Origin of the sequence: Patulibacter sp. SYSU D01012, assembly GCF_017916475.1 — a bacterium.
Classification (GTDB): Bacteria; Actinomycetota; Thermoleophilia; order Solirubrobacterales; family Solirubrobacteraceae; genus Patulibacter.
The window spans coordinates 123,641-140,699 of record NZ_JAFMTB010000003.1 but is presented as its reverse complement, the minus strand read 5'-3'; the positions used below and the strand labels follow the sequence as shown (position 1 = coordinate 140,699).

Sequence of the window (17,059 nt, the reverse complement as noted above, 5' to 3'; positions counted from 1 at the left end):
CGCCCGGTGGTAGGGCACCCTAACACGTGGATAGGATGCGCGCCATGGCCTCTTCCGCCGCCCGCGTCCACGCGCCCGAGACGACGATCGGCCCCGCGGCGACCGCGGCCGCCGCGGCCCTGCGCGCCGGCGACCCGCGCGCGGCCGACCGCCTGTGGGCCCGGGCCGTGGCCGCGGGCGGGCCGCTCGTCGAGGCGCTGCCGGGCGACCTGCGGCACCGCGCCGTGACGTTCCTGTGGCGCGACGCGGAGGGCCCGGCCCCCGAGGTGCTGCTCGTCCTCGACACGATCACCGACCGTCACCGCGACGACCTGGGGCCCGCGATCCTGCGGCCGATCGGCGGCAGGCTGCGGGCGATCACGTACCGCCTGGAGAGCGACCTGCGCGCGTCGTACGGCTTCCACCTGGCGCCCGCGATCGACCCGGGGCTGGGCCGCACCCGCCCCGGCTGGCGCGCGGTGCGCCGGGGCCTGGTCCCCGACCCGCTGTGCGCCGACCGGATGCCCACGGCCGCCGGCGGCGAGGTCTCCGTCCTGTCGCTGCCCGACGCGCCCCCGCAGCCGTGGCGCGCGGCGGACGGCGTGCGGCGCGGCCGGGTGGAGCGCCACCTCGTGCCGAGCGCGGCGCTCGGCGGCGCGCGGGAGACGTGGGCGTACGTGCCGGCGAGCGCGGCCCGCGGCGCGCCGGACCCGCTCGCCGTCGCCGTGCTGCTGGACGGCGACGTGTGGGGCGCGGCGATCCCGATCGCCCCGACGCTCGACGCGCTGATCGCCGCGGGCGCGATCCCGCCGACGTGCGTCCTGATGCCGCACTCGCTCGACGCCGCCACCCGCGAGCGCGACATGGCGATGGACGACGCGCACGTGCGCTTCCTGACGGACGAGCTGCTGCCGTGGGCCACGGCGCGCTGGCCGCTGACCGACGATCCCGCCCACACGGTCGTCGCCGGGCAGAGCCTGGGCGGCCTGGGCGCGGCGTACGCGGGCCTGACGGCGCCGCGGCGCTTCGGCGGCGTGCTCGCGCAGTCCGGCTCGTTCTGGTGGCCCGAGGACGACGACGGCACCCAGCACGAGCGGATCGTCGCCTGGGTGCGCGGCCTCGACGCCCCGCCGGCCGCCCGGTTCTGGATGGAGGTCGGCCGGCACGAGTGGATGCTGCTCGACGGCAACCGGCGGATGCGCGACGCCCTCGTGGCCGCCGGCGCCGACGTGGCCTTCCGCGAGTACGGCGGCGGCCACGACTACGCGTGCTGGCGCGGCGGGCTGGCGGACGGGCTCGTCGCGCTGCTGGGGTAGCGACGCGCCGCCCGCCAGCGCGAGGCGATCAGCCGCCCGAGGAGGGCCCCGGCGTCGCCGCTACGCGACCTCGAGCGCCCCGGCGCGCGCCCCGCCGGGGCGGGCGGCCGGCCGGCGGCGCAGCGGGTAGCGCTGGCCGTGCAGGACCGGCGAGAGGACCACGGCCGTCGCCACCAGCACGCAGACGCCGGCGAGGACGACGTGGAGCGGGAACCACGCCCCCGCGTGCTGCTGGACCGCGACGTACGCGGTCGCCACGCCCGGCGGGTGCAGGATGCGCAGCGCGTGCATGCCGCCGGCGGCGACCGCCGCCGCGAGCGCGTAGGCCAGGGTGCCGTGGTCCAGCAGCGCCACGGCGCCGACGCCCGCGATCCCGCCCAGCAGGTGGCCGCCCAGCAGGCGCCCCGGCGCGACGAGCGGGTTGGCCGGGTCGGCGTGCTTGAGCGCCGCCGACGCGAGGAGCGGCGCGGCCAGCAGCGGCGAGCCGACGACCATCCCCACCGCCGCGAGCGCGAGGGCGCTGACGAAGACGCCCGCCCCGATGGTGAGGGAGCGCAGAGGGCGTGGGCGGTCGCGAACGGGGGGCATGCGACGCCTGACCCTTCCACGCGGCGCCATGAGCCGCAAATATCGGTCGATGCCCGGTCGATAACGCTCTGTGATGATGACGACGTGATCCTGCGGCAGCTGGAGTACCTCGTCGCACTCGGCCAGCACGGCCACTTCGGCCGTGCGGCGGCCGCCTGCCACGTCTCGCAGCCCGGCCTGTCGATGGCGATCCGCAAGCTGGAGGCCGAGCTGGGGGTCGAGCTCGTGCACCGCGGCGCCGGCGGGTCGGGGCTGACGGCGGAGGGGCGTGCGCTGCTGCCGTGGGCGCGCTCCGCGGTGGCCGCCGCGGGGGCGATCGCAGACGAGGCGGGCCGGTTGCGGGGGCACCTGACCGCGACGCTGCGCGTGGGCGTCGTGCCGACCGCGGCTGCGGCCATCCCCGCGGTCGCGCGGCCCCTGCTCGACGCCCATCCGGGCGTGCGCCTGGAGACCCGCACCAGCTCGAACGAGCAGATCGTCGCGGCCATCGACGCCCGGACGCTCGACGCCGGTCTGGCCTACGTCGACGATGTGACGGGCGGGCTGGCGACCGTCCCGCTCTACCGCGAGCGGCTGGTGCTGCTGAGCCCGGCGGCGCTCCCCGGCGGGGCGGACGCGCCCGTCCCCTGGTCGCGCGTCGCGGGCCTGGACCTGTGCCTGCTGGCGCCGGCGATGCTGCAGCGGCGGATCGTCGACGCGGCCCTGCGCACGGCCGGCGTCGAGGCGACGCCGCGCATCGAGACCGACTCCGTCGCGGCGCTGCTCGACCTGGTCGCCGCGGGCTGGTCGACCGTCGTCGGCCACCCGTGGATCGCCGGTCGCCCGCTGCCGGCCGGCGTCAGCGCCCGGCCGCTCGAGCGGCCGGTGGTGTCGCGGCCCGTCGGGCTGCTGCTGCCGCGCGGGCCGCTCCTGGCGCCGGCCGTGCGGGCGCTGCGGACGGCGCTGGCGGACGTGGACGTGCAGGCGCGGGTGGGGCCGCTGCCGTAGGGGTCGTGCACGCCCGTCAAGACGCGGCGGAGGCCGGCGTCGACCCGGACCACGACGGGCCGCTGGCCGCCCCCCACAGCGGGGGCTGGCTACTCGCCGTCATAGCGGTAGGCGGTGGCCGACATCACAGTTCCGGCGGCCACGTCGAGCTCGGGGGCTGCGTCTGCCGTCCGCTCGACCAGGCTCAGCGGCTCGGCCGACGCCGCGTCGAGGGTCAGTTCCGACGTCGACGACAGACCCGAGCCCGCACCGGCGGCGGTGATCGTCGTCCCCGGGCGCCCGAGGAGGTCTCGTTGCCCCTTGGCGATGCGCACGTCGGGGCAACGGCCGATCGACAGGACCATCGCTCGCCGGGATGCCCGCGACACGCCCGGCTCGCGCAGGACGTCAGCGGCGAGGTGCATCGCCTTCTCGCCGCACGTCGTTCCGAAGTCGGTCTTCCGCACGAGGTCGTCTACGCCCTCGACCGAGGTCGGGAACTCGCGCGCCGGCACGGGCAGCGCCGTTCCGCCTGCGGCGTTGCTGCCCGCGTCCGGAGAGCGTCCCGGGGCTCCGCCGTCCCCGCGAAGGGCATCGAAGCCGCGCGTGAGGGCCTCAGTCGTCGTAGCGATCGGCCCCTCGATCGACCGCGCATCCTCGTCGGTCCGCTCGCCAGAACGGCGAAGCACGCTCATCCCGTAGGTCGCGGTGTTGTGCGCGCGCCCCTCGGCGACGGTCGTGTCCAAGGCGTAGTTCCACGTCTCGAGGCGGCTCCACGACGGCGATGTGACCTCGGCTGCATGGGCGACGGGGCTGAGCGGGTTCTCGCCGGAGGAGGACGTGGGTACGCCACCCAGGGCGAGGACGGTCACGCCGACGGCCAAGGCGAGAGGTGTCCCCGCCCGGACAGTCCGGCGGCGACGACGCCGGCGGTTGTCGGTGCGGGCAGCGTCGACGATGACGTGCTCGAGGTCGTCGAAGAAGTCGGGGCTCGGATCAGACATGAGGGCCCTCCGGGTCGGTGGATGTAGAAGTTCCGGGTTCGCCAAGGGCCCGCCGGAGACGATCGAGGCCGCGGCTCACGCGTTTGCGCACCGCGGCAGGATCCTCCCCCCGTTCCCGGGCGATCGTGCTGTGTTGCTCGCCGTCCAAGACGTGCTTGATGACTGCCTCCCGCTGAGCCGGCGGAAGGTCTCCCAGCGCGTCGAGCGCGGGCGTGCTTCCCGTGCCGAGGTCGTACTCGTCGACCGTGACGTCGGCCATCGCCCCGACCGCACCACGGTGTCGGTCGACCACCTGCACGTGACGGAGCTGATCCGTCAGCCGGCTGCGGGCGATCTGCCAGATCCACGTCTCCGCGGACCCGCGGCGAGGATCGAACCGCGAGCGCGACGCGACAGCCTTGGCGAAGACCTCGGCCGTCACATCCGCCGCCAAGGCGTCGTCGCCCAGTCGCGAAGCCAGGAACGCGTGGATCGGCCGGACGTAGCGTCGGTAGAAGACGCCAAAGGCCTCAGCATCCCGCAGGCTCGCCCTGATCAGCGCTTCGTCAGGGTCTGTGTCGCTCCAGCGAACCATCTGTCTCCGTATACGCGGCATTCCGCAGAGCGTGACCTCAGTCGTGCGCTGTGGCGCGGACTGGTTCCCGGACGCTACGCGTGCCGCCACAGCGGCGGTCCTGATGCCGGGACGCGAGCAACACGTCGGCGCACCCCAGACGTGCTCGCGAATATCGAGCTGACCGCCGGCCACGACGCGCGATCACGCTCGCGCCGAAACTCCCCGCCGCGCTCTGCCGAACCTGTCGGACGAGCGCCGCATCGCCGAGCTGCTGCGACTCGACGAGCAGGCCTGAGGGCCCCGGCCCTCAGCCCGCCGTCGCGCCGTAGGCCCGCAGGAACGCGTCGGTGCCGTCGCGGAGGATGGCGTCGACGTCCTCCCCCGCGCCGGCCGGGGCGTCCAGCGCCTCGAAGGCGAGGGTGAAGGTCAGCGCCACGAAGTGCTGCGCCGCCCGCCGCGGGTTCGGGGCCCGCAGCCGCCCGGCGCGGTCGAAGTCGCGCAGGCGCTCGGCCAGCAGCGTCTCCGGGTCGGCGTCCTCGGGGAGCGACGGCCCGCGCGGCGCCCCGCGCGTGGCGATCAGGCGGCGGAACGCGACGTACTCGGACGACGCGAACGTCACGGTCGCGACGCGCCGCGCGAACGGCAGCAGCGCGTCCGCCGGATCGGCGTCGGCCGGCAGCTCCTCCTCGATGGCCGTGCGCAGCGCCGCGACCAGGCTCGCGGTCTCCCGGGTCAGCACGGCGACGAAGAGCGGGTCCTTGCCGCCGAAGTGGTCGTAGACCGTCCGCTTCGACACGCCGGCCCGGGCCGCGATGGCGTCGACGCTGGCGCCGGCGTACCCGTCGGCGGTGAAGACGTCGCGTGCGGCGTCGAGGATCGCGTCCCGCTTCTGGACGGAGCGCCCGCGGCGCGGCGGGCGGGCCTCTTCGGACGTCATGCCGCCATTGTGACCGATGCCGCGGAAGACTGCACTACACGGTGTAGTGTAGTTGCCATGAGCCTGGCGACCCACCGCGAACGGCGGCCGGCATGAGGCCCGGAGCGACGCTCGTCGCCGAGGGGCTGACGAAGCGCTACGCGCACCACACCGCGGTCGACGACCTGTCGTTCGCGGTCCGCCCGGGCGTCGTCACCGGCTTCCTGGGGCCGAACGGCGCCGGGAAGAGCACCACGATGCGGATGTTCCTGGGACTCGACGCGCCCACGGCGGGGACGGCCACCTTCGACGGCCTGCCGATGCGGGCGCTCCGGCAGCCGATGCGCACCGTCGGCTGCCTGCTGGACGCGCGCGCCGTGCACCCCCGGCGCTCCGCCTACCACCACCTGCTCGCCTGCGCCCAGGCCGGCGGCCTGGGCGAGGACCGCGTCCACGCGGTCCTCGAGCGCGTCGGCCTGTCGGGGGTCGCGCGGCGCCCCGCGGGTGACTTCTCGCTCGGCATGGGGCAGCGGCTGGGCATCGCGACGGCGCTCCTCGGGGACCCGTCGGTGCTGATCTTCGACGAGCCGATCAACGGCCTGGACCCGGAGGGCATCCGCTGGGTCCGGACGCTGATGCGCGAGCTGGCGGCCGAGGGCCGGACCGTGCTCTTCTCGAGCCATCTGATGAGCGAGATGGAGCTGACCGCCGACCACCTGCTGGTGATCGGGCGCGGCCGGCTGCTCGCCGACGCCCCGCTCGACGAGTTCGTCCGCACGCACACGCGCCGCCGCGCCCTCGTCCGCGCCGCCGACCGCGACCGGCTGCGGGAGCTGCTGCAGGCCCAGGGGCTGCGCCCGGAGGACACCGACGACGACGGCCTGACCGTGCCGGACGTGCCTCCGCGCCGGATCGGCGAGCTGGCGGCCCGCGACGGCCTGGTCCTCGACGAGCTGACGACGGTCCGCGACTCGCTCGAGGACGTCTTCCTGCGCATCACCCACGACGCCGCCGAGTACGGAGCCCCCACCGCATGAACGTCGTCCGCTCCGAATGGACCAAGCTGCGCAGCGTCCGCGGCACCTGGACCCTCGTCGTCGTCGCGATCCTCGCGTCGGCCGCGGTCGGGCTGCTCGGCGTCACCTCGCAGCTCGGCGGCTGGCGGTCCGCGCTGCCGCACGACTTCGACCCGACCGTCGAGAGCCTGAAGGGCCTGCTCGTCGGCCAGCTGCTGATCGGCACCCTGGGCGCGTCCGTCATGGCGTCCGAGTACGGCCACGGCACGATCGTCACGACCCTGGCCATCGTCCCGGACCGCGTGCGCCTCCTCGCGGCGAAGGCGCTGCTGACGGCCGCGATCGCGGCCGTCGCCGCCGTCGCGATCACCGCGTCGTGCTTCCTCCTGGGCCAGGCGGCGATCGCGGCGGCGGGCCTGCCGGGGGCGTCGCTCACGGATCCCGCGGTGCTGCGGGCCCTCGGCGGCGCCGTCGTCTACCTGACGGCCGTCGCCCTGCTGGGCCTGGGGATCGCCACGCTGACCCGGTCCGCCTCGACCGCGCTCGGCGTCCTCGTCACCCTGGCGCTCCTGGGCCCCGCGCTGACGCCCGCGCTCCCCGGCGCGGTCGGCGACGCGATCGCCGAGTACTGGCCGCTGGCCGCCGGGCAGGCCGGGTACGCCGTCGTGCGCACCGCGGACCACGTCGCCCCTGGCGTCGGCGTCGCGGTCCTCCTCGCCTTCACGGCCCTGGTGGGCGTGGCCGCGACGGCGGCGATGCGCCGCCGCGACGCCTGAGGGGCGGCCGGCCGGGGCGGCCGCCGGTGGCCCCGCGCCTGGCGGCGCTGGCCGCCGGCGCGTGCGCGGCGCGGCGCGGCCGCGATCAACCGCAGCCCAGCCGGCGGGCGGCGGCGTCCTCCCAGCCCCGCACGTAGGCCCCGCGCGCCACCCGGACGGTCACGACCGTGCCGATCGTGTTGGGCGGCCCGGTCCGCTGGAAGGCGCCCAGACGGAAGCGCTGCCCGGGGCGGGGCCGGTGGGCCGGCCACAGGCGGCGGACCTCCACGAAGTAGCAGTGCCCGCGGCGGCCGATCCGGTCCGCGCTCGAGCCGCCCACGGTGCGGCGGACCCGCTGATCGCTGCGGAGGCCGGGAGCGGCGACGAACGTCTGGTTCCGCGAGATCCAGCCGCTCATCCGCACCACCGTCACCACCGTGCGGTTGACGTACAGCAGGCTCGCCGCGCGCTCGATCCGCGCCGTCGGCGCGACGGCGTCCGCGCTCGCCGGCACGGCGCCGGCGGATGCGGCCGCCACGACCGCGCACAGCGCCGCGGCGGCGGTCGCCTGCCCCCTCGTGCCCCTGCGCGCACCGGCGCCGGCGTCCTTCCGGGGCGCCGCGACGATCCGCCCGACCGATCCACGATCCATGTGACCTCCTGCGTAGCGGCCGCCACACGCGGACGGCCTGGGGACCGCCACAACGTACCCCTCTCGGCGAGCGTCGAGACGCCCACCGGCGAACCTGGCGCGCCGGCCCTCGCCGGGCGGTCGCCGCGCGAGTCTAGGCCGCCCCGCCGTCGGCGTCGAACCCCGCCTGGAGCGCGCCGCGCGACAGCCGCGCCGTCGCCGCCGCCGCGAGGGCCAGGAAGGCGAGCATCGCCAGCACCGTCAGCCGGTAGCCGTCCCCCGTCGCGCCCGCGGCGTCGACGAGCACGCCCAGCAGGGCCGCGGCGGCGACGACGCCCAGCGCGCCCGCGAGGGTGCGCTGCGCCATGAACAGCGCGGTGGCGTCCGTCGTCGCCCGCTCCTGCACCGTGGTGAACGACGCGGCCTGCCCGACGAGCACGGCCTGGCTCAGGCACAGGCCCATCAGGAACATCGCCGCGCCCACGCCGACCGGGCCCAGGCTCGGTGCCGCGGCCGCCACCAGGACGAACGCGCCGGCCGCGCCCGCCAGGCCGCCGAGCACGAGCCGCCGCGCGCCGACGCGGCCGACCAGCCGCTCGACGAGCTGCGAGCCGACGAGCAGCCCGACCGTCTCGGGGAACACCGCCGCGCCCGCCGCCGTCGGCGAGGCGCCGTAGCCCTGCTGCAGCATGAGCGGCACCAGGTACAGCAGGCCCATGAGCGCCGCGGACGACCACGCGACGGTCGCGCCCGCGCGGCGGAAGTGCGGGTCGCGCCACAGGTCCAGGTCGAGCACCGGGTGGTCCGTGCGCCGCGCCGCCCACACCGCTCCGGCGCAGAGCAGCACCCCGACCGCGCCGGCGACCCACGCCGACGGCGCGTCCCACCCGCGGTGCAGGCCGATCGTCAGGCCGGACACCACCGTCCCCACGCCGCCGGCGGCCAGCGCCAGGCCGCGGACGTCGAGCGGGCGGTCCTCCCCCGCGTGCTCCTCGCGCCGGCCGCCGAGCACCACGACGGCCAGGCCCGCGGCGAGCAGGCCGAACGGGACCGTGACCGCGAAGACCCAGCGCCAGCCGGCGTGCTCGGCCAGCACGCCACCCAGCACCGGGCCGAGCATCGGCGCGACCGTCAGCGGGATCGTCGTCCAGCGCGCGATCCGCAGCCGGTCGGCGGGCGTCGACCCGCGGTAGAGCAGCGCCAGGCCGACCGGGGTCAGCACGCCCGACGCCGCGCCCTGCACCGCCCGCGCGACGCCGAGCACCGCGAGCGAGCCGGCCAGCGCGGCGACGGCGGACGCGAGCGAGAAGACGAGCAGCCCGACGACGAAGACCCGGAAGGCGCCGAAGCGGTCGCCGACCCAGCCCGCCGCGGGCAGCACGACGGCGGAGGCGACGAGGAACGCCGACTCGACCAGGCTCGTCGCCCCGGCGTCCGTCCCCAGCCCCGCGCCGATCGCCGGGAGTGCCGGGCCGACGATCGTGGAGTCCAGCCCGTTCATCGCCATCGCGACGAGGTAGAGCAGGATCAGGCCCGGGGCCAGGGCGGTCCGGGCGGACGCGGCGCCGCCGGCCGCGGCGGTGGCGGGCGCGCTCACCGGCGCCCCGCCTCCCAGTCCGCCAACCGTTCCGCGACGAGCGCGCCGATCCGCGCGAGCGGCTCCGGCTGGCACATCTCGCGGTGCGTGCACGCGACGTCGTGCACCTCGAGCCGGCCGTCGACGTACGGCTGCCACGTCTGGGGCGTCTGGTCCTCGTCGATCACGCCGACGCTCGCGCGCAGGAAGAGGACGTCGCCCGCGTAGACCTCGTGCTCGTACTCGCGCAGGATCGTCGCGGTGTTGACGTACGTGTCCTTGATCGCCATCAGCGTGTCGGGCGCGATCGACGCCATCGCGGAGCCCTCGGCGCGCAGCGCGTCGACGACGACGTCGACCGAGATCACGCGCCCGCGCAGGACCTCCTCGCCGTAGCCGCCCATCGCCAGCAGCGCCGAGAGCGCCTCCGCCTCGTCCGGCGGCGCGATCCGCCGCAGGCCGTCGGACGGGTACGCGTCGAGCAGCGCCACGACGCCGACCTCGTGCCCCTGCGCGCGCAGCCGGGCCGCCATCGCGTGCACGACCATCCCGCCGAGCGACCAGCCGAGCAGGTGGTACGGGCCGTGCGGGCGGACCTCGCGGATCCGCGCGACGTAGTCGTCGGCCATCGCCCCGAGGGACGGCGGCAGCGGCTCGGGCCGGGCGATCCCGCGCGCCTGGATGCCCACGAGCGGGCGGTCGGGCGGCAGGTGCCGCGCCAGGCCGGAGTAGCACCAGGAGAGGCCGCCGGCGGGATGGACGCAGAAGACGGGGGCGGGACCGTCCGCGTCGGGGCCGCCGGCGGCGTGCGCTCCGCCGCCGGCCGCGTCCGCGGCCTCTCCGCCCGGGCCGCGTCCGTCCACGCGGCCGGCGCCGCGCGGCATCCGCAGCGGCAGGATCACCTCGAGCGGCGAGGCCTGCGTCCCGTCCTGCAGCGCCCGCGCCAGGCCCGCCGGGGTCGGCGCCTCGAACAGCGCGCCGATCCCGACGTCCGTCCCGAACGCGTCCGCGACGTCGCGCAGCAGGCGGACCGCGAGCAGCGAGTGGCCGCCGAGCTCGAAGAACGAGTCGTCCGCGCCGACCCGCTCGACGCCGAGCGCGTCGGCGAACAGCCGGCACAGGCGCTCCTCGGCCACGCCCTCCGGCGCACGCCCCTCGCCGGCGGGGGCCGGGTCGGGCGCGGGCAGCGCGCGGCGGTCGAGCTTGCCGTTCGGGGTCAGCGGCAGCGCGTCCAGCACGACCGTGGCGGCCGGGACCATGTGCGCGGGCAGCCGCCGGGCGGCCGCGGCGCGCAGCGCGTCGGGGGCCGGAGGGGCGGCGCCGTCCGCCGGCACGACGTAGGCGACGAGCCGCTGGTCGCCGGGACGGTCCTCGCGCACGATCACGACGGCGTCGCGCACGCCCACCTCGGCGCGCAGCACGGCCTCGATCTCGCCCGGCTCGATGCGGAACCCGCGCACCTTGACCTGCCCGTCGGCGCGGCCCAGGTAGTCCAGGCCGCCGTCGCGGCGCACGCGCGCCAGGTCGCCCGTCCGGTACCGCCGCGCGGGCGGGGCGTCGTCGCCGTCCGGCCGCGGCAGACGGGCGGCCTGCACCGCCGCCGCGTCGGGGTCGGCGGCCGCGTCGGGGCCGGACGGGTCGGGCGGGAAGCGCTCCGCGTTCAGCGCCGGCCGGCCCAGGTAGCCGCGCGCGACGCCCCCGCCGGCGACGTGCAGCTCGCCGACGACGTTCGGCGGGACGGGGTGGCCGCCGGCGTCGAGCACCCGCACGTCCAGGTCCGGGATCGGCACGCCGATCGGCGACGGGTCGCCCGGGGCGGCGGCCCGCGCGTCGTCCGCGGTCAGCGGCCGGTACGTCACGTGGACCGTCGTCTCGGTGATCCCGTACATGTTCACCAGCCGCGGCGCGTCGTCCGGGTGCCGCTCGTACCAGGGGCGCAGCTTCGCCAGCTCGAGCGCCTCGCCGCCGAAGACGACCAGCCGCAGCGCGAGCTCGGCGCCCGTCGCCGGGTCGTCGCCGTCGGCCGCGACGAGCGCCCAGAACGCCGACGGCGTCTGGCTGAGCACCGTCACCCGCTCGTCGACGAGCAGCCGCAGGAACGCGGCCGGGGCGCGCGAGACGTCGTGCGGGATGACGACCAGCCGGCCGCCGTGCAGCAGCGCGCCCCACAGCTCCCAGACCGAGAAGTCGAACGCCGCGGAGTGGAAGAGCGTCCACGTGTCGTCGGGCCCGAAGCCGAACCAGCCGTCCGTGGCGGTGAACAGCCGCACGACGTTGCGGTGCGCGACCTGCACGCCCTTCGGCCGGCCCGTCGAGCCCGAGGTGTAGATGACGTAGGCGACGTCGTCCGGGCGCGCCGGCGGACGGTCGGCGGGCGTCAGCGGGTCCGCGGGCAGCGCCGCCAGCTCGGCCGTCGTCGCCGGGTCGTCCAGCCGCAGCGTCGGGACGCCGCCGAGCGTCGCCGCGTCGACGGCGCCGTCCGTGACCGCCAGGACCGGGCCGGCGTCCTCGACGGTCGCCCGCAGGCGCTCGGCGGGGTACGCCGGGTCGAGGGGCAGGTAGCCGGCGCCGGTGCGCAGGATCGCGATCAGCGCCACGACCAGGTCGACGGTGCGCGGCAGGGCGAGGGCGACGAGCGTGCCGCGGCGGGCGCCGCGGGCGAGCAGCGCGCGGGCCAGGCGGGTGGCGCGCGCGTCGAGCTCGGCGTACGTCAGCGGGCCGCCGGGGCCGGTCAGCGCCGGGCGCTCCGGGTGGGCCGCGACCGTGCGGGCCAGCCAGCCGTCGAGCGTCTCGGCCGCCGGGTCCGCGGGCAGGAGCGCCGCGCCCGGCGCGTCGGCGGGGCGCGGCGGCGGGACGGCCGTCGCCACCGGGACGACCTCGCCCGGGCCGGTGATCCGGGGCGCCCACAGGTCCTGCTCGGGATCGGCGGACCACGCGTCCGCGAGCCGCGCGAACCAGGCGGCCAGGCCCTCCGCGGTCTCGCGGTCGAAGCGGGCGGCGCGGTGCTCGACGCGCAGGTCGAGCCCCGCGGGCGCGCCGGCGGCGTCGAAGCGCTCGGCCAGCTCGAACGTCAGGTCGAACTTCGCCGTGCCGTTGCCGCGCACCTCGAGCGCCGCGTCCAGGCTGTCCTCGGCCCACGCCGCGTCGGGCGTGTTCTGCAGGACGAGCATGACGTTGAACAGCGGCGTGCGGCCGGGCGCGCGCGGCGGGCGCAGCCGCTCGACGACACGGTCGAACGGCACGTCGGCGTGGGCGAGCGCGGCCAGGTCCGCCTGGCGCACCCGCCGCAGCAGCGTCGGCAGGTCGGGCGCGCCGTCCGTGTCCGCGCGCAGCACGACGGTGTTGGCGAAGAACCCGACGACCTCGTCCAGGCCCGGCGCGTCGCGGCCCACGACCACCGTCCCGACGGGCACGTCCGTCCCCGCGCCGACGCGGGTCAGCAGCCCGGCGAGGATCGCGTGGAGCGCCATGAACGTCGTGGCGCCGTGCTCGCGCGCCAGCGCCGCCAGCCGCGCGTGGACGGCCGCCGGGATCGTCGTGCGGACCTCGCCGCCGTCGCGGGAGGCGTCGGCCCCGGCCGCGCGGTCGGCGGGCAGCTCCAGGGCGTCCGGGATCCCGCGCAGCGCGTCCGCCCAGAACGCCAGGCCCGCCTCGTCGTCCCCCGCCGCCGCGAGCGCGAGGGCGTGGTCGGCGTGCTGGACGGCGAGCGGCGGCAGGACGGACGGGCCCTCCCGGTCCTCCCGCCGCGCCGCGTAGGCCCGGGAGAGGTCGCCGACGAGCGGGCCGAGCGACCAGCCGTCCGCGGCGACGTGGTGCAGCACGAGCAGCAGCACGGGCTCGTCGTCGGCGCCGTCGACCGTGAGCAGCGTCGCGCGCAGCGGCAGGTCGGTCGTGACGTCGAAGACGTGGCGGGACAGCGCGGCGATCCGGGCGTCGAGCCCGTCCGGCGCGACGAGCTCGTGCGCGAACGGCACCTCCACCGTCCCCGGCGCGGCGATCGCCTGCACCGGCGCGCCGTCGCGCTCCGGGTACGTCGTGCGCAGCGTCTCGTGCCGCGCCAGCACGTCGGCCAGCGCGGCGCGCAGGGCGCGGACGTCGACGATGCCGCGCAGGCGCAGCACGACCGGCACGTCGTACGTCGGGTCCGGGCCATCGAGCCGCTGCAGGAACCACAGCCGCCGCTGGGCGGGCGCGAGCGGCAGGTCGTCCGGGCGGTCGGTCGGCGTGGCCGCTGCGGCCGGGCGCGGCGCGGGGGCCGGGCGCGGCGCCGCGGCCGGGCCCGTGAGCGCCGCGGCCAGGAGCGCGGGCGTCGGGTGGTCGAAGACCGTCCGCACGCCGCAGTCGGCGCCGAGGTCCTCGCGCAGCCGCGCCGCCATCCGGGCGACGAGCAGCGAGTGGGCGCCGAGGGCGAAGACGTCGTCGTGCACCCCGACCGCCGGCAGGCCGAGCGTCTCGGCCACGACGGCGCAGACGAGCTCCTCCTCGGGCGTGCGCGGCCGGTCGGCGGCGGTGACGGCGGCGGGGTCGGGCGCGGGCAGGCGCGCGCGGTCGACCTTGCGCGACACCGTCATCGGCAGGGCGTCCAGGACGACGACCGCGGACGGGACGGCGTGGTGCGGCAGCGTCTCGCCCGCCGCCGCGATCAGCGCCGCCGGGTCGGGGCGCGCGCCGGGGGCCGGCACGACGTAGGCGACCAGGCGCCGGTCGCCCGGGCGGTCCTCGCGCACGACCGCCACGGCCTGGGCGACGTCGTCCTGCGCGTTGAGCGCCGCCGCGACCTCGCCCAGCTCGATGCGGAAGCCGCGCAGCTTGACCTGGTCGTCGGCGCGGCCGAGGAACTCGAGCAGCCCCTCGGCGGTCCACCGCACCCGGTCGCCGGTGGCGTACATGCGGGCGTCCGGCTCGTCGGCCGGCGCCCACGGGTCGGGAAGGAAGCGCTCGGCCGTCAGCTCGGGGCGCCCCAGGTAGCCGCGGCCGACGTTGCGCCCGCCGACGAACAGCTCGCCCGCGACGCCCGGCGGCACCGGCCGGCGCGCGTCGTCCAGCACGTACGCGCGGGAGCCCGCGATCGGCCGGCCGATGACGGGCGTCGGGTGGTCGGCGACGGGGCAGATCACGGCGTCGACCGTGCACTCCGTCGGGCCGTACGTGTTCCAGCCGATCGTCGTCGGGTGCGCGCGCAGGCGGCGCCACAGGTCGGGCGGCGCGGCCTCGCCGCCCAGCGCGACGAGCGTCGGCACGTGGCGGCCCTCGTCCAGGACGCCCTCCGCGACGAGCGCCTCGAACATCGCCGGCGTGACGTCGACGTAGTCGATCCGCTCGTCGCGGACGAAGGCCGCGAGCGCCGCGGGGTCGCGCAGCACGTCGGCCGCGGCGACGCGCAGCTCGTGACCCGCGAGCAGCGCCAGGAACGGGCTGATGCCCGAGTCGAAGGAGAAGGAGTGGTTGTGCGAGAAGCGGATCCGCTCCCGGCCGGCGGCCGCGGCGGCCGGACCGTAGAGCGTGCGGGCGTGGCCGTCGAGCAGGTTGACCGCCGTGCGGTGCTCGATCACCACGCCCTTCGGCCGGCCCGTGGTGCCCGAGGTGTAGATGACGTAGGCCGCGTCCCCGGGCGCGGCGGCGTCGAGAGCGGCCCCGTCCGCCGCGCCGGCCGTCGCCGGCGCCGCTCCGGCGTCGGGGTCCGCGGTGCCGCCCGCGCCCGTCCCGCCGCCGCGCTCGTCGTCCGTCCGCACGAGCGGCAGGCCCGTCGCCGGCAGCCGGGCCGCGCCGTACGCGTCACCGACCACCGCGACCGCCCCGGAGTCCTCGAGCAGGAAGGTCAGGCGCTCGGCGGGCAGCTCGGCGTCGAGCGGCAGGAACGCCGCGCCGGCGCGCAGCACGGCCAGCATCGCGGCGACGTACCCCGCGCCGCGCTCGTGGGCGATCGCGACGACCCGCTCGCGGCCGGCGCCGGCCGCCACCAGGCGGGCGGCCAGCGCGGCGGAGCGCGCGTCCAGCTCGCCCGCGGTCAGCGCACCGTCCGGGCCCGCCACCGCCGGCGCGGACGGGTCGGCCGCGACGCGGGCCCGGAAGCGGTCGACCAGGCTCGCGTCCGGCGCCGGCATCGCGGGGCCGCTGCCGAACGCCGCCACGGCGTCCCGCTCGGCCGGGGTGGCGATCGGCAGCTCGGCGACGGTCGTCGCGGCGTCGGCGTCCGCGAGCGCGGCGAGCAGCCCGTCGAGCCGGTCCCGGTGCGCGCGCACGCTCGCCTCGTCGTACGGCCCCGCGGGCGCGTCGATCGCGATCTCGAGTCCGCCGTCCGGCGTGCCCCAGACGGACAGGGACAGGTCCTCGACCGGCCCCTCCCACACCGCGCGCACGCGGCCGGTGACCCGCCGCGCCGCGCCGGCGTGCCCGAAGCGCAGCTCCTGCACGAACGGCTTGAGGTTGAGGAACAGCCCGGCCAGGCGGCCGTCGCCGGCGAACAGGCCCAGCTCGCGGCGCAGCGTCTCGTGGCGGAAGCGGGCGTGCGGCCGCCCCGCCGCCAGCGTGCCGGCGACCTGGGCCACGAGCGCGTCGACGGACGCGCCCGGGTCGACGTGGGCGCGCAGCGGCACGACGTTCTGCGCGTTGCTCGGCCGCCGCAGCGCGCCAGCGTCGGGGCGCGCCAGGACGGGCAGGCCGACGACGACGTCGCGGCTGCCGGTCAGGCCGTGCAGCAGCGCGGCGCAGCCGGCGGCGAGCGCCTCGGGCCACCCGCCGCCGCTGCGCGCGCCGACGGCCGTGAGCGCCGCCACGCGGTCCGGTCCGACGACCAGGCCGGCCCGGACGGTGCGGCCGCTCGGCGCCACCTCGCCCTCGGTCAGCCCGGGCACGCTCTCCAGGTCGCCCATCGCGGCGAGCCAGTGCTCGCGGTCGGCGCGCTCCTGCGCCGACCCGGCGTAGGCGGCGTCGTCGGCGACGACCGCGGCCAGGCCGTCCGACGGCGGGGCGGGCGCGGGGCCGCCGCCGGCGAGCGCGCGCACGTGGGCCGCGACGCGCCGCGCGACGAGCGCGAACCCGTAGCCGTCCAGCGCCAGGTGGTGCACCCGCTGCAGCCAGCGGAAGCGCTCAGGCCCCAGGACGAAGAGGACGGTCTCGGCGAGCACCCCGGCGCGCAGGTCGATCGGCTCGCGCAGCGCGGCGGCGGCCCACGCGTCGGCGGCGGCCTCGGGGTCGGCCTCGCCGCGCAGGTCGACGATCCGCGGGTCGGCCGCGATCTCGGGGTCGACGAGCTGCCGCGGGTCGTGGTCGGGCCCCACGATCCGCACGCGCAGCGCGTCCGTCTCGGCGACGACCGCCGTGACGGCCTGCACCCAGTGGACCGGGTCGAGCGGCCCGGCGACGTCGACGATCTCCGTCGCGCCGTAGACCGCGTCGTCGCCGAGGTACTGCTGCGAGAACCAGACGCCGCGCTGCGCGGCCGTCAGCGGCAGCGCGGCGGCCGCCGTGGCGCGGGCGCTCACGAGGCCGCGCGGGCGTCGGCGACGACGGACCACCACGCCGCGAGCGTCGGCTCCTCGGCCAGGTCCATGAAGCCGATCTGCACGCCGTCCGCGCTCCAGCGCTCGGCGAGCGCCATGACGCGGATGGAGTCCAGGCCGGCCTCGACCAGGTCGGTGTCGTCGCTCAGCGTCGCGGGGTCGACGTCGAGCAGGGCGGCGACGCCGGCGCGCAGGGCGATCGGGTCGTCGGGGAGGGGCGGGAGCGCGGGGGTGGACATGCGGGGCTCCGGGGT

12 protein-coding genes are annotated in these 17,059 nt (G+C 77.8%); 4 read left to right on the top strand and 8 right to left on the bottom strand.

Annotation, left to right across the window (positions count from 1 at the left end):
• Positions 1–44: 44 nt before the first annotated feature.
• Positions 45–1,295: an enterochelin esterase gene (gene fes, locus J3P29_RS16580; RefSeq protein ID WP_210495279.1), complete on the top strand. Its 1,251-nt coding sequence runs from the start codon at positions 45–47 to the stop codon at positions 1,293–1,295.
• A gap of 60 nt (positions 1,296–1,355) precedes the next feature.
• On the opposite strand, the gene J3P29_RS16575 is transcribed toward fes, so the two are convergent.
• A complete protein-coding gene (locus J3P29_RS16575; RefSeq protein WP_210495277.1) occupies positions 1,356–1,883 on the bottom strand; it encodes an HPP family protein in 528 nt (175 codons plus the stop codon).
• Positions 1,884–1,967: 84 nt separating this feature from the next.
• On the opposite strand from J3P29_RS16575, the gene J3P29_RS16570 reads away from it, so the two are divergent.
• Complete coding sequence (locus J3P29_RS16570; protein WP_210495276.1) at positions 1,968–2,870, top strand: LysR family transcriptional regulator; 903 nt, start codon at positions 1,968–1,970, stop codon at positions 2,868–2,870.
• An 89-nt stretch (positions 2,871–2,959) separates the two neighbouring features.
• Here J3P29_RS16570 and J3P29_RS16565 read toward each other — a convergent pair whose 3' ends face one another.
• From J3P29_RS16565 to J3P29_RS16555, 3 genes are all read right to left on the bottom strand, one after another.
• Positions 2,960–3,853: a hypothetical protein gene (locus J3P29_RS16565; protein ID WP_210495275.1), complete on the bottom strand. Its 894-nt coding sequence runs from the start codon at positions 3,851–3,853 to the stop codon at positions 2,960–2,962.
• Complete coding sequence (locus tag J3P29_RS16560) at positions 3,846–4,427, bottom strand: RNA polymerase sigma factor (RefSeq protein WP_210495273.1); 582 nt, start codon at positions 4,425–4,427, stop codon at positions 3,846–3,848. The genes J3P29_RS16565 and J3P29_RS16560 overlap by 8 nt, the downstream gene beginning before the upstream one ends.
• 289 nt (positions 4,428–4,716) lie before the next feature.
• Positions 4,717–5,346, bottom strand: a complete 630-nt coding sequence (locus J3P29_RS16555; protein ID WP_210495272.1) for a TetR/AcrR family transcriptional regulator — start codon at positions 5,344–5,346, stop codon at positions 4,717–4,719.
• 92 nt (positions 5,347–5,438) lie between these two features.
• Between J3P29_RS16555 and J3P29_RS16550 the strand changes: the two genes are divergently transcribed.
• Together J3P29_RS16550 and J3P29_RS16545 are read left to right on the top strand one after the other, a co-directional pair.
• Positions 5,439–6,362: an ATP-binding cassette domain-containing protein gene (locus J3P29_RS16550; RefSeq protein ID WP_210495271.1), complete on the top strand. Its 924-nt coding sequence runs from the start codon at positions 5,439–5,441 to the stop codon at positions 6,360–6,362.
• Positions 6,359–7,117, top strand: coding sequence for an ABC transporter permease (locus J3P29_RS16545; RefSeq protein ID WP_210495270.1), 759 nt, complete (start codon positions 6,359–6,361; stop codon positions 7,115–7,117). The genes J3P29_RS16550 and J3P29_RS16545 overlap by 4 nt, the downstream gene beginning before the upstream one ends.
• Before the next feature lie 85 nt (positions 7,118–7,202).
• Here the strand turns inward: J3P29_RS16545 and J3P29_RS16540 are convergent, their stop codons facing one another.
• From J3P29_RS16540 to J3P29_RS16525, 4 genes are all read right to left on the bottom strand, one after another.
• Positions 7,203–7,748 (bottom strand): hypothetical protein, encoded by a 546-nt coding sequence (locus tag J3P29_RS16540; protein WP_210495268.1) that lies wholly within the window; start codon positions 7,746–7,748, stop codon positions 7,203–7,205.
• Positions 7,749–7,881: 133 nt separating this feature from the next.
• On the bottom strand, positions 7,882–9,324 hold the full coding sequence (locus J3P29_RS16535; RefSeq protein WP_210495267.1) for an MFS transporter: 1,443 nt from the start codon (positions 9,322–9,324) through the stop codon (positions 7,882–7,884).
• Complete coding sequence (locus J3P29_RS16530) at positions 9,321–16,787, bottom strand: non-ribosomal peptide synthetase (protein ID WP_210495266.1); 7,467 nt, start codon at positions 16,785–16,787, stop codon at positions 9,321–9,323. Before J3P29_RS16530 ends, J3P29_RS16535 begins: the two co-directional genes overlap by 4 nt.
• Positions 16,784–17,044, bottom strand: coding sequence for a phosphopantetheine-binding protein (locus tag J3P29_RS16525; RefSeq protein WP_210495264.1), 261 nt, complete (start codon positions 17,042–17,044; stop codon positions 16,784–16,786). The genes J3P29_RS16530 and J3P29_RS16525 overlap by 4 nt, the downstream gene beginning before the upstream one ends.
• Positions 17,045–17,059 lie beyond the last annotated feature (15 nt).